The organism is Paraburkholderia atlantica, from assembly GCF_000092885.1.
Classification (GTDB): domain Bacteria; phylum Pseudomonadota; class Gammaproteobacteria; order Burkholderiales; family Burkholderiaceae; genus Paraburkholderia; species Paraburkholderia atlantica.
Genome location: NC_014117.1, coordinates 1,784,376 through 1,797,372, shown reverse-complemented (window position 1 = coordinate 1,797,372; position 12,997 = coordinate 1,784,376). Strand labels below are relative to the sequence as shown.

Sequence of the window (12,997 nt, the reverse complement as noted above, 5' to 3'; positions counted from 1 at the left end):
GCCGGGTGCGGCAGCAGGGCTTTTTACGATGCGCATCATTCAAACGTTGCTGTTCATCGCGGCGTTCTGCTCAGGCATGACCGTCGGCGCTGCGACGTGCGTCGCCGCCGGAACTGCCGCCGCGCAGCCAGCCGCCTCGTCGGCCGTTCCCGTTCCGGCAGCCCCAGCTGCCCCCGCCTCAGCTCCCGCAGCGCGCCGTATCGATCTCACCAATCAACCGTTCAAGGGCGATTTCGACGCCATGCTCGACCGGCGTCTGATCCGCGTACTGGTTCCCTACAGTCGAACGCTCTATGTCAATGAGCAAGGCCACGAGCGCGGGCTGACCGCCGGCCTGATGCGGGACTTCGAGCGCTATCTGAACAGGAAGTACCAGGCGACGCTCGGCAAACGTCCACTCACGCTGGTCATCATTCCGACGACCCGCGACCAGTTGCTCCCAGGGCTGATAGCAGGCCGGGGCGACATCGCCGCGGGCAATCTGACGGTCACGGAGGCCCGCCTGAAGCAGGTCGACTTCGTGGCGCCGCGTGACCGGACAGCAGTACGCGAAGTGGTCGTCACCGGGCCGAAGTCGCCAGCCCTCGCGAAGCTCGATGACCTGTGCGGCAAGACCGTCCATGTGCGACCGAGCAGCAGCTATTACGAGAGCCTGAACGCGCTGAACGCGCGATTTGGCAAGGAGGGCAAGCCCCCCGTCAAGCTGGTGCCGCTGCCCGACGCGCTCGAAGACGAGGACGCGATGGAGATGCTCAATGCCGGGCTGGTACAGATTCTCGTCGTGGACGACTGGAAGGCAAAGGTATGGGCGCCGATACTGCCGGGAATCGTCGTGCACAACGACATTGCGGTGCGCGACGCAGGCTACATCGGCTGGGCGGTGCGCTTCAAGAGCCCCAAGCTGCAGGAGGCGATCAACGACTTCTACCTGAATTACGTGCAGAAGCAGAGTGTCGCGGAAGTCCGTCTGCAGCAGGAAATGAAGCGCATCAAGCAGATCTCCAACAATACGGAGTCAGCGGAGCTGAAGCGATTCAAACAGACGGTCGGCCTTTTCGAAAAATACGGCGCGCAATACGGCTTCGATCCGCTCCTGCTTGCGGCTCAGGGCTATCAGGAATCGCAGTTGAACCAGAGTGCGCGCAGTCAGGTGGGAGCCATCGGCATCATGCAGCTGATGCCGGCCACGGGGAAGGAACTTGCGGTCGGCGACATCAGGGTGGCGGAGTCCAACGTCCATGCGGGAGCGAAATATCTCGATGTGCTGATGGCCCGTTACTTTCCCGATGCCCACTTCTCGGAAAGGGACCGCTCGCTGTTCGCATTCGCGAGCTACAACGCAGGACCCGCAAACATCGCCAAAATGCGCAAGGAGGCGGCGGCGCGCGGTCTCGATCCGAACAAGTGGTTCAACAATGTCGAAATCGTAGTCGCCGAGAAAATCGGCATCGAACCCACAACGTACGTGCGCAATGTCTTCAAATATTATGTTGCGTACCGGCTCGTCCGGGAGGCCGAGGCTGCACGGGCTCGCGCTATCGGACAGATGCGCAAGCAGGGCGGAACGTAGCGGAAGTGCTCGTCTGAAAGCGGTGTCACCGCAGCGACGCTGTTGCGTGATCGTCAAGGCGCGCGACCGGACAAAACCGTTGGGCATTCACGTGGAGTCTGAACATGTCGCCCATTGAAGATCGTTTGCACGCGCTTGGCTACGTTCTACCGGAGCCATTGCAGCTTCCTCCGGGGTTGGCGCTTCCGTTTCCATGGGTGCGGGTGGTTGGCAACAGGGCTTGCATCTCGGGCCATGGACCGACCAACACGGACGGCTCGCTGGCCCAGCCACTTGGCAAGGTGGGTAGTCAGGTCTCGCAGGAGCAAGCGATCGTGGCGGCTCGCCTCACCGCGCTCGCTATTCTCGGCAGCCTCAAGCGCGAACTCGGGAGTCTGGAGCGCATCGCGTGTTGGACGAAGGTGTTCGGCATGGTCAATTCGGCATCCGGGTTCAACCGGCAGCCTGCGGTGATCAACGGCTTCTCGGAACTGATACTCGCCGTCTTTGGCGAGGAGCGCGGCGCTCACGCTCGCAGCGCGGTGGGAATGGCCGAACTTCCCTTCAACATTCCCGTGGAGATCGAGGGTGAAGTTGAACTGGTTCCACCAGGCGCCTAATCGCTTGCGTCGCGCGAGGCGGTGAAGGAGCGCCACGGTGAAGCGCCGTGATCTGATCAGGTGGCTTGCGGCTGTCCCGCTGTTTCCCTCTATCTGGCCGTTGCTTCGGCTCGATGCCGCTCACGCTGCGCAGACCCCGCGACGTGTACGTCCGGGCGAACCCGGATGGCCCACGCCTTCGGACTGGGCGCGACTGAAACAGCAGGTGGATGGCCACCTGATCCGACCGGAGTCACCACACGAGCGCTGCCGTGTATCTCCCGACAACGCCGAGTGCCTTGCGCTCTTCCGCTGCTCCAGGCGGAAGTCGTCACCGCGGACGGTGAGTCAACGCTCGAAGGGACTGACAGGTCACGAGCCCGATGTTTCGAAGGCACGGCGAGATACGAAGCTGATCGGTCTGGCCATCGACGAACTCAGGAAGCTTGCACCGGCGGACGGCGCATACATTGCCGAGAGCAGCTATTTCCAGCAGGACTGGCAAGCCGCGTATTGGGGGGCCAACTATGCGCGTCTGCTGTCGATCAAGAAACGTTACGACCCGCACGGACTTTTCCTCGTTCGTCACGGTGTCGGCTCCGAAGACTGGAGCGACGACGGGTTCACCCGCATGGCCGATTCCGACTAGCCGGCCGGCTGTTTCGCGCGAATCGTGATGCTCGTCGTGTGTCGGTATGACCGTGTATTGACTCCGGCGAGAGCTCAATGCACGCTAGCGATGCATCGGCATCCGAAGCATCTCTTTCTAGCGAACCTGATGAAGCGGGGTCGGTAATAAGTTCGGTGCCGTTGCCAATACAACGTCGTATAAATGACGGAGACAGAAAAGATGACAACACCGAAAAAGATCCCGGCGGCCATGCACAACCCTTGGAGGCTCACTACTGCGGCGACCCTGATGGCGTCCGCGATCGTGCTGGCCGGCTGCGGCAGCGGCAACGACGACGGGCTGCAACCACCGCCGCCGAGCAACGTGCTGCCAGGCTTCATCAAAAGCGCGGTGACGACGAAATCTTATGACGGCAACAGCGACGATCTGCTGACCGCGGGCCTCGGTAAGACGGGCCTCGCATCGGCGACGGCGCCGGCCATCGCGAGTGCCGCGCAACCTACGGCCGCCGAATTGCGGCGCCTCGCGATCTGGTCGAACTATCGGGCGCTCGTCGACATGACGGCGAACGGCGGCTACGGACGCTTCTGGGGCCCCAACGTCGATCTGAACGGCAACGACACGCTGGGCGAAGGCAAGATTGCGGGCAAGGAATACCTCGCCTATGCCGACGACGGCAGCGGCACGCAGAACGTGAGCCTGCTCGTGCAGATTCCCACCAGCTTCAATCCGGACCAACCGTGCATCGTCACCGCGACGTCGTCCGGTTCGCGCGGCGTGTACGGCGCGATTTCGGCGGCCGGCGAGTGGGGCCTCAAGCGCGGCTGCGCGGTGGCCTACACCGACAAGGGCAGCGGCAACGGCGCGCATGAGCTGTCGACGAATCGCGTGACGCTGATCGACGGCACGTTGCAGGATGCGAGCACAGCGGGCAAGGCGAGCCTCTTCACCGCGAAGCTCGGCAGCAGCACGCTGGCAACGTTCAACGCGCAGTTCCCGAACCGCTATGCGTTCAAGCACGCGCACTCGCAGCAGAACCCCGAGCAGGACTGGGGCAAGAACACGTTGCAGGCGATCCAGTTCGCATATTGGGCGCTCAACGATTCGTACGGCGCGTTGAATGGCACGACGCGCACGGTTCGCTATGCGAGCGGCAGCATCACGACGATCGCCGCGTCGGTCAGCAATGGCGGCGGCGCGTCGCTTGCGGCGGCCGAGCAGGACACGTCGGGGCTCATCACGGCAGTGGTGGTCGGCGAACCGCAGATCAACATGCGGCTCACGCCGCAGGTGTCGGTCGCGCAGGGCGGCGTGCCGGTCGGCGCGTTCGGCAAACCACTCGCCGACTACATGACGCTCGCGAACCTGCTGGAGCCGTGCGCCGCGCTCGCGCCCGCCGCGACCGGCTCGCCGTATCTGACCGCGCTGCCGACAGCAACTACCACCGCGCTGCGCACCGCGCGATGCGCGTCGCTCGCGGCGGCCGGCGTGATCGCGGGAGCGGATACGGTCACACAGGCCACCAATGCGCTCGCGCTGCTGCATCAGAACGGCTATCAGACCGACTCGGACCTGCTGCAAGCACCGATGTGGGACTCGCAGGCAGTGCCGGCCGTCGCCGTGACCTATGCGAATGCGTATGCGCGCGCAACTGTGGCCGACAACCTGTGCGACTTCAGCTTCGGCACCACCAGCGCGACGGGCGCAGCCGGCGTGACGCCGGCAGTGTCGCCGATGCTGACGGTGTTCGGCAACGGCAACGGCGTGCCGCCGACCAATGGCATCAACCTCGTCTACAACGCGGGCACCTCGGGCGCGGTCGATCATCGGCTCGCGACCGCCGATGCTAGCTACGCAGGTGCGGCATGCCTGCGCGCCCGGTGGACGAGCGGTTCGTTGAATGCCAGCGTCGATGCGATCCGCGTGAATGCGAACCTGCATGGCAAGCCGACGATCATCGTGCAAGGACGCGCGGATGCTCTGGTGCCGATCAACCACGCATCGCGGCCGTATCTCGGCTTGAACCAGGTGGCCGAGGGTGGCGCGAGCAAGCTGGCGCTTTACGAAGTCACGAACGGTCAGCACTTTGACGCGTTCCTCAGCGTCGCCGGTTTCGATACGCGTTTCGTGCCGTTGCATTACTACAATCTTCAGGCGCTGAACCTGATGTGGGCTCATCTGAAGAACGGCACGCCACTGCCGCCGTCGCAGGTGATCCACACGATACCGCGCGGCGGCGTGCCGGGAGCCGCACCGGCGCTGACCACGGCCAACCTGCCGGCGATCGCGGCGACCCCCGGTGTCAATGCGATTTCCGCATCGAACGGTGCCGTGAACGTGCCGGACTGAGCGGCGCCGTGAACGTGCCGGACTGAGCGGCGCGTGCTGAAGCAAGGCGCGCACACAGGCGCTCGCCTGTGTGCGCGTTGCTGTGAGATGACCAGCGTCTCCGCTCAAGAACCCATCCCCTCGCGCTCGAGCCACGAACGGAACTGCACGACCAGTTCATCGCCAGACTTCTCATCCGCAATGTAAGTACAGTAGCTGCGAGACCGCAGACGCGGACCGTCGAATGGGGCGACCAGCCGGCCAGCGGCGAGATCGTCCGAGACCAGCGCGGTCGGTCCCATCGCGATGCCGATTCCGTCGATGGCGGCCTGCAAGGTCAGATAGAAGTGATCGAAGGTCAACGTGGCGGCCGGCCTCAGCGCGGCAAGCTGCGTGTTCGCCAGCCAGTCGGGCCAAAGCCGCGGAAGACTCGAGGTGTGCAGCAACGTGTGTTGCCGCAAGTCGCCCGGCGATCGAAGCGGCACTCGCTGCAACAGCGCCGGACTGCAGACTGGAAGCCTCTCCTCCGACAGGAATGGCCGCATCGAATAGCCGTAGAACGTGTCCGGGCCGCCCCGGATGACGATGTCATAACTCTCTTTCAGACTCTCCAGCGGTCCGTTCGACGTCTCCACCTTGACCTCGACGTCGGGATGCTCGGCGCGGAATGTCGCCAGTCTCGGCACCAGCCAGCGCAACGTGAATGTCGCGGGCGCGTTGACGGACAGCGTCCGCGACAGCGTTTCGGGCACACCGTATCGCGCGGTTGCCTGCGACAGCTGTTCGAACAGTGGGCCGATTTCCTCCAGATAGGCCTTCGCCGCCGCCGTCAGCGTCACCCGCCGATGATGCCGTTCGAACAACGAGGCGCCGAGCCATTCCTCGAGCAAGCGCACCTGCTGGCTCACCGCACCGTGAGTCACGTGCAGTTCCGCGGCGGCTTCCTTGAAGCTGCCGAGCCGGCCCGCAGCCTCGAAGGCCCGTAACGCATTGAGCGGAGGCAATACCCGTTTCATTTGCAGGAGTTTTTCTAACGCAAATGGCCAATTTATCTGGTTTGAGGGGCGACAACAAGATAGATATCCTTCCTGTGGTACCCCAATGCCATTCCCGCTCACTCTCGGCCCAACACCCCATGCTTAGTTATACCGGTGGCATCGTGCTTTTTGCCGCGATGCTTCACGCGAGCTGGAACGCGATGCTGCACGGCAACCGCGACCGGTTCCTGTCCATGACGTGGATGAGCATCGCCATCGCGGCGGTCTCCACGCTCGTCGTCCTGGTCAACCCGTTGCCAGCCAGCGCCTGCTGGCCCTACCTCGTCGCATCGGGGCTCGTGCATATCTTCTACAACGTGAGCCTCGTGCGGTCGTATCGACGCAACGACCTGGCGCTCGCGTATCCGATCGCGCGTGGCTCGTCGCCGCTGCTCGTCACGCTCGGCGCGGCGCTGTTCGCGCGTGAAGCGATCGGCCCATTGCACGCGCTCGGGATCTTGATGATCTCGGGCGGCATCATCGCGATCGCGTTGCAGGGGCGGCATGTGTCGCGCGCGGGTGTGCTGAGCGCGCTGACGACCGGTGCGACGATTGCGCTCTATACCGTGATCGACGGCATCGGCGTGAGGCTGTCCGACGGTCAGCCGCTGGCCTACACCGCGTGGATGTTCATGTTCTATTGGCTGATGCCGTTGCTGTTCGTCGCAATGCGCGGCTTCACGCCGCTTTGGACACCGGTACTTGCCGAGCCGCTGTCGGTGGGCTCGTCGCTCGTCGGCGGCCTGGTGTCGATCGCGGCGTATGGCATCGTGATCTGGGCGCTACAGTCGGGCGCGATGGGTGCGGTGTCGGCGTTGCGCGAGACCAGCGTGGTGTTCGCGGTGCTGATCGGGCGGGTGTTTCTTGGGGAAACGGTCAATGGCGGGCGCTGGCTCGCCTGCCTCGTCGTTGCGGCTGGAGCGGCATGTCTGGGGCTTTGACGTGACAGAGGATGCGGGTCGCTCGCCTCCCGCGCCTGGCTGGATGTGACGGGTGGCAAGTAAGCCATGCGCCATTCGTCCGTAAGATTTCCTTAAGCTTCGACTGATAGATAGCGGGTTCGACAATGGCAGACAAAAATGACGATGCCCCGTGGACCCAGCTCTGGCCGACAGGCCGACAAGAACCGTTACCGCTCGACCTATCTGCTCGAATTGGCGCGCGGCAGCTCGCACATTTCGAGCACGCTGGGCGCCGACAGTCAGCGAGCGGCGATCGCCGAAGTGCTGTGCGAATTTGGCCTCAAACACGGCAAGGACAAGCTGCCGGTGTTTCGCGCTCTGCTCGCGGAAAGCCTCGAGGATCGCGACAATCCGGACGCGGCGCGAGCGGTGCTGAGCTTCGCGCAGTGCCAAACGCTCTAGCCGCCGATCAGCTTCAACCCCACCGGCAGCGATTCGCCGAACACGCGGCCTTCGTCGGCGTTATCGAGCGCGACGGCTTCGCTGACCATCGTGATCCAGGCGCGCGGCGCGCTCGCCGCTTCGAGGCGTCGCACGACGCTCGCGCGCAACTCGTCGGGCAGGTCGCGCGAGCGATCGCCGGTCATGCGAGCGATCTGCACCGCGGCGAACGCGGCGGGGTCGACCTTCTTCCAGTCGAGCGCGAGGATCGCGTCGAGCCATTGCGCGGCGACGTCGGACGGCACGACGCTGTGCGCGCTGCCGTAGAACGGCTGGCGCGCGCCGATCCGTCCGACCGCCCACCAGCTTTGATGGTTTTCCGCGGGCTTTTTCAGGCGCGTGAGCACCGCCTCGCCGAGTTCGATCTTGCGTTGCGCCGGAATCCGTTCGAGCGATGCGGACAGCCGCACCATGTCGGCGAAGCCGGTCTTCGCGACATCGAACGGCAGCTTGTGACGCGATTGCGCGGCCTTCTGCAGATAGTCCATCGCGTCGAGCACGCGCAGCTGCGCGTCTTCGCCGAGCCCGCCGGCCGCGCGGCGCCATAGCGTCCACCATTCGGACCATACCTGGCTGTCGGTCACGTATTGAATGCCGTCGTCGAATAGCGTCCACAGTTGCTCGACGCGCCATTCGTCGAGCGGATAGCCGAAGCCGGGCCGCACGCAATAGCCGGCCAGATTCAGCCACAGCCGCTCGTGATCGGCCGAGCGGCGCCGGCGTCGCGCGCGTTCCCACAGCGCGCCGAACAGTTCGCGCAGCAATGCGCTATTCCAGCTATCGCGCGGGCCGAGCAGATGTTCGAGCTGCGCGCGCAGTCGTTTGATTTCCTTCGGGTCGACGTTATGCGCGCGGGCGCCGAAGCAACGGTCGATCAGTTCGATCGCGCGATCGAGCGCCGGATGGCGTTGCGGCGCGCCATCGGCGGATAGGTCCACTTGCGCGTCGCCGTGACGCAGCTGGAATTCGAGCAGCCAGCGTTGCGACGGATCGTCGAGCTCGATGCAATGGACGTCGAGCGTGCCGACCTCGGTCAGCGACGTCGCGATGCGCACCGCGGTTTCGCGCGCGCGCTGGCCGTCGCGAGGCTGGACGATCGTCGCGATCGGCGGCAGGCGCACGAAGTCGCCGCCCGCGAGGTCGACCAGCTCGCCAGACTGATACGCAGTGTCCGCGCTCGACGACACCAGATGGAAGCGCACCGGATGCCCGAGCCGCAACGCGAACGTGCGATCCTCGATCAGAATCTCGTGACCCTCCTCGGTGCCGCGCGGCAGCAGGCAGATGCCGCGTTGCGCGGGCGAGGCGTCCGGCTCGGCGTCGTCCTTGCCGGCAGGCGTTTCGTCCAGCACCAGAAAATAGCTGCGCGGCGAACCGCCGCCGATTTTGGGCGCGAAGCCGGCGCGCGCGAGCGTATAGGCGACCGCGCCGCGCGCGACCGCGACGTCGGGGTTGTCGTTGTGCAGCACGTGGAGCGGCGCGCCGCGCCAGCCGCCGAGCGTGTCGGCGAGACGCCCCGACAGCGCGTCGGCGCGGAACACGCCGCCGTTGAGCAGCAGTGTGTCGGGAACGGGCAGGGCGGCTGTGCCGGATGCGTCCGGCATGCTGGAATCCGCGCCAAGGGCCTTGCGCGACTGCGCGGCGAAGCGTTCGAGAAAGGCCGCGATATGCCGCGTGATCGCCGCATCGGTCGCGTACGGCAGGCCGAATTCGACGATCGCGCCGCGCGGGCGGCCCGGTCGCTGATCGGAGGCCACCCGCGGAAAGAATCCATCGACGATGATCTTCTCGACCTCGTCGCGCGTGATCTGCGTGGTGCGCGCGCCGCCGATCAGCTTCGAGCCCGCGCCGAGCAACGTAACCGGCGCCGACTCGGGCGCTTGCGCGCCAAGCAACTGCTCCTTCGCGACGCGGCAGCGCTCGACCAACTGCGACAGGCTCGCCGCCGACAGCCGCTGCGGCGCCTGCGCACCGCTACCGGCACCACCCAACAGCCGCGCCTCGACCAGATGCGCGAGCGCGAGGTCCATGTTGTCGCCGCCGAGCATCAGGTGATTGCCGACACCGACGCGCGTCAGGCGCGGCTCGCCGTCGTCGGTCAGGCCCACTTCGATCAGCGTCAGATCGGTGGTGCCGCCGCCGACGTCGCAAATCAGCACGAGCCGGGTGTTCGCCAACTCGTCGGCGAGCGTGTCGCGATGCCGGAACAGCCAGTCATAGAACGCGGCCTGCGGCTCCTCGAGCAGCCGCAGCGATGGCAGCCCCGCGAGCCGCGCCGCTTCGACGGTCAACGCGCGTGCGTCTTCGTCGAACGATGCGGGCACCGTCAGCACGACGTCCTGCTGTTCGAGCGGTGCCTTCGGAAAGTGCTGGTTCCACGCGGCGCGCACGTGCGCGAGATAGCTCGCGCTCGCGTCGAGCGGCGAAATCTTGCGGACGTCGTCGGGCGCGCCCCACGGCAGGATGGGCGCGACGCGATCGACCGACGCATGCGACAACCAGCTTTTCGCGCTCGCGACCAGTCGCCCCGGCACCTGCGCACCGAGCAGCCGCGCCAGCCGGCCGACCACGATCGGCTGCCCCGCGTCCTTGCCCTGGCCCGACGCTGCCCGAGCACCGGAGGACCACGGCAACTGCAGATCGGCCGCGCTCAGCTCGCCGTCTGCCGCCTGATAGCGCACCGACGGCAACAGCGGTCGCGCGGCGACCTCGCCGGGGCTCACCAGCTGCTCGATCTCGAACACGCGGATCTGCTGCGATCCTGCTTCCGCGTACGCGAGCACCGTGTTGCTGGTGCCGAGATCGATGCCGACGCTGTACCGCTTCATGTCAATCACGCATTCGGGTTGCCGCGCACGTCGAATTCGACTTTCCAGCGCTCGTCGGAGCCGCGCGGGATCGCCTCGAGTTCGAGCGTGCCCGCTTCGGTCACGCGCGCGTGCAGCTTCACCGGCACGACTTCACCGGCGGTGCGGCCGGCCGCCGGCAGCGTCGCCTGAATTTCCTCGAGCTCCTGCAACTCCTCGGGGCCCCAGTATTCGAGCAGCGTGCCGACCTGATCCTGACGACGCACCGACGAGCCGAAGAAGCGGAAATGCACCGGCTCGCCGACTACCAGCCCGAACTCCTGCGCGGGCAGCTCGGCGTCGGTGCCTTCTTCCATGCCGAACGGCGCGACGCACAGCGCCTGCACCGGTGGCTCGAGGCCGGGCACGGCCGGCATCGCCGATTCGATCGCGATGTAGTACGCGCGCGCGGTGCCGCCGCGAATCCGCACGCCGCGGCCGCGTCGCACGTAGCCGTAGTAGGCCGCGCCGCGCGCGACCGCCAGATCGAGGTCCGCGCCTTCGAGCAGACGCGCGCTCGCCGCGCCTTCGGCCGCGAGCCAGCCGTTCAGCGTGCTCATGATGCGCTCGACCAGCAGCGGCGACTTGAACACGCCGCCGTTGAACAGCACCGCGGTCGGATGCAGGAAGCTCGCGTTTTGCGCGGCCGCGTTCGCTGCGGCTTCGTCGAGCCCTTGCAGTTCGGCGAGCGCGCCGACCTGACGGCCGAGGAACGCCGCCAGATGCCGCGTGATGCCCGCGTCCTGCGCATACGGCAGGCCGAGCTGCGTCAGACCGACCCGCGCGCGGCTCACCGGACGCGCGGCGCTGTCGACCTGCGGGAAGAAGCCGTCGAGGATCGTCTGAGTCAGTTCGGCGCGCGTCAGCTCGGTGCGGATCGAGCCGCCGATCAGCTTCGAGCCGCGGCTCGGCACGACGAGCGGCACGGTGTCGGTGGCGGGGTCGCTGAGCAGTGTTTCTTTCGCCGCGCGGCAAGCGTAGGTCAGCGCGCGCAGCTGCCATGCGTCGGCCTGGGTACCCTGCGCGGCGAGCTTGCGCGCGACCACGTGCGCGAGCGCGAGGTCCATGTTGTCGCCGCCGAGCAGGATGTGATCGCCGACCGCGACGCGATGCAATTCGAGATTGCCGTCGCGTTCGATCACCGCGATCAGCGACAGGTCGGTGGTGCCGCCGCCGACGTCGACGACGAGGATGATGTCGCCGACCTTGACCTGCTTGCGCCATTGGCCGCCGCTCTTCTGGATCCAGCTATAGAGCGCCGCCTGCGGCTCTTCGAGCAGCGTCATGCGCGTGAAGCCGGCGGCCTCGGCCGCTTCGGCGGTCAGTTCGCGCGCGGCCGGGTCGAACGACGCGGGAATCGTCACCGTGACGTCCTGCTCGACGAACGGCGCGTCCGGATGCGCGTGGTCCCACGCCTCGCGCAGGTGCGTCAGATAGCGCACCGAGCTTTCGAGCGGCGACACGCGGGACACTTCGGGCGGCGCGTCGTTCGGCAGGATGCCCGCGCGGCGGTCGACGCCCGGATGGCACAGCCAGCTTTTCGCGCTCGACACGAGCCGGATCGGCGTGCCGGCGCCGCGATTGCGCGCGAATTCGCCGACCGCGAATTCGCGCTGGCCGGTCCACGGCAGGTACAGGTCGCCGGAGGCCAGCTCGTCGGGATGCGGCAGGTACAGGAACGAGGGCAGCAGCGGCAGGCTGTCGATGGCGCCGGGGCCCGTCAGCTGCGCGATCGACAGCACCTCCTGGGTGGTTTTCTCGCCGTCGCTCGCGTGCGTGTCCACGTAGGACAGCGCGCAGTGCGTGGTGCCGAGGTCGATGCCGATGGAATAGCGGGCGTCGCTCATAGCTCCACCTCCGCCGGTGCGATGACCTTTGCGTTATGGCCGTCCGCGAGCTTCGGCAGACGCACCTCGTCGACGCGCCAACCGCGATGGCTGATGCTGCCGTTGAACGGCGCGCTGCCGACCACGTTGCCGGTCAGGCGCACCGAACTCGCGTCGAAGCCCGCGGGCAGCGTCACGCGGCTGCCTTCGGCTTCGTCGCGCACCGGGCGGATCGTGAAGTGCTCGCGCAGCGTCGCGCGGCAGCCTTCGTGCACGAGGCGCGCGGCCGCGCCGATGTCGGCGTCGCTATAGGCCTTGATGTCTTCCTCGACGAAATCGATGAAGCGCGCGTCGCGTTGCAGCAGGCCGAGCAGTTGCAGCGCGGCGTCGGGGGTGGCCTCCTTCAGCACCGGCGCGGGTTGCGGCTTCGGTTGCGGGGCGGGTGCCGGGGTTGCCGCGGCGGCGGGGGCGGGCGCTGGGGCCGCGCCGACCTTTTCGCCGTTACGCAGGCGCAGCACGTCGGCGGCGAACTCGCCATTGCCGAGAATGCTGAAAAACGTGCCCACGGCCAGCGAAATCCGGCCGAGGAAGGATGGGTTCGAATCGCTCATAAAAAAGGCTCCTGATCTGCTCTGTTGGGGACGAGCGGTCCTCGCCGCGCCGCGTGCGCCGGGCAGCGAAGCTGACGGGCCGGGCGGGGCTGTGATGTTGCGGGTCGGCGCGCGGCCGGGGGCGCGAGCCGTGGGCGATGATCATGCAACCGCCGGGCCGAAAGACG

Annotated in this window: 10 protein-coding genes; 6 read left to right on the top strand and 4 right to left on the bottom strand. The window is 66.5% G+C overall.

Annotation, left to right across the window (positions count from 1 at the left end):
- Positions 1–28 precede the first annotated feature (28 nt).
- The 4 genes from BC1002_RS07975 (at position 29) to BC1002_RS07960 (ending at position 5,128) form a co-directional block, all read left to right on the top strand.
- Positions 29–1,570, top strand: a complete 1,542-nt coding sequence (locus BC1002_RS07975) for an MltF family protein (protein ID WP_013089546.1) — start codon at positions 29–31, stop codon at positions 1,568–1,570.
- A 104-nt stretch (positions 1,571–1,674) separates the two neighbouring features.
- Positions 1,675–2,169 (top strand): RidA family protein, encoded by a 495-nt coding sequence (locus BC1002_RS07970; protein ID WP_013089545.1) that lies wholly within the window; start codon positions 1,675–1,677, stop codon positions 2,167–2,169.
- A gap of 322 nt (positions 2,170–2,491) precedes the next feature.
- Positions 2,492–2,797: a BBE domain-containing protein gene (locus BC1002_RS07965; RefSeq protein ID WP_238537883.1), complete on the top strand. Its 306-nt coding sequence runs from the start codon at positions 2,492–2,494 to the stop codon at positions 2,795–2,797.
- Between the two features lie 201 nt (positions 2,798–2,998).
- Entirely contained in the window at positions 2,999–5,128 is a 2,130-nt protein-coding gene (locus BC1002_RS07960; RefSeq protein WP_013089544.1) for a D-(-)-3-hydroxybutyrate oligomer hydrolase, read from the top strand.
- A gap of 104 nt (positions 5,129–5,232) precedes the next feature.
- Here the strand turns inward: BC1002_RS07960 and gcvA are convergent, their stop codons facing one another.
- On the bottom strand, positions 5,233–6,123 hold the full coding sequence (gene gcvA / locus BC1002_RS07955; protein ID WP_013089543.1) for a transcriptional regulator GcvA: 891 nt from the start codon (positions 6,121–6,123) through the stop codon (positions 5,233–5,235).
- Between the two features lie 119 nt (positions 6,124–6,242).
- On the opposite strand from gcvA, the gene BC1002_RS07950 reads away from it, so the two are divergent.
- Both BC1002_RS07950 and BC1002_RS07945 read left to right on the top strand, forming a co-directional pair.
- Positions 6,243–7,085 carry a DMT family transporter gene (locus BC1002_RS07950; protein ID WP_013089542.1) on the top strand — a complete coding sequence of 281 codons (843 nt, stop codon included), beginning with the start codon at positions 6,243–6,245 and terminating at the stop codon, positions 7,083–7,085.
- 138 nt (positions 7,086–7,223) lie between these two features.
- Entirely contained in the window at positions 7,224–7,508 is a 285-nt protein-coding gene (locus tag BC1002_RS07945; protein ID WP_013089541.1) for a hypothetical protein, read from the top strand.
- Here the strand turns inward: BC1002_RS07945 and BC1002_RS07940 are convergent.
- From BC1002_RS07940 to BC1002_RS07930, 3 genes are read right to left on the bottom strand one after another with little or no spacing between them, the layout of a single operon-like run.
- Positions 7,505–10,375: an Hsp70 family protein gene (locus BC1002_RS07940; RefSeq protein ID WP_013089540.1), complete on the bottom strand. Its 2,871-nt coding sequence runs from the start codon at positions 10,373–10,375 to the stop codon at positions 7,505–7,507. The two genes, BC1002_RS07945 and BC1002_RS07940, sit on opposite strands and share 4 nt — an antisense overlap.
- 5 nt (positions 10,376–10,380) lie before the next feature.
- Positions 10,381–12,240, bottom strand: coding sequence for an Hsp70 family protein (locus tag BC1002_RS07935; protein WP_013089539.1), 1,860 nt, complete (start codon positions 12,238–12,240; stop codon positions 10,381–10,383).
- Complete coding sequence (locus BC1002_RS07930; RefSeq protein ID WP_013089538.1) at positions 12,237–12,830, bottom strand: DUF2760 domain-containing protein; 594 nt, start codon at positions 12,828–12,830, stop codon at positions 12,237–12,239. Before BC1002_RS07930 ends, BC1002_RS07935 begins: the two co-directional genes overlap by 4 nt.
- Positions 12,831–12,997 lie beyond the last annotated feature (167 nt).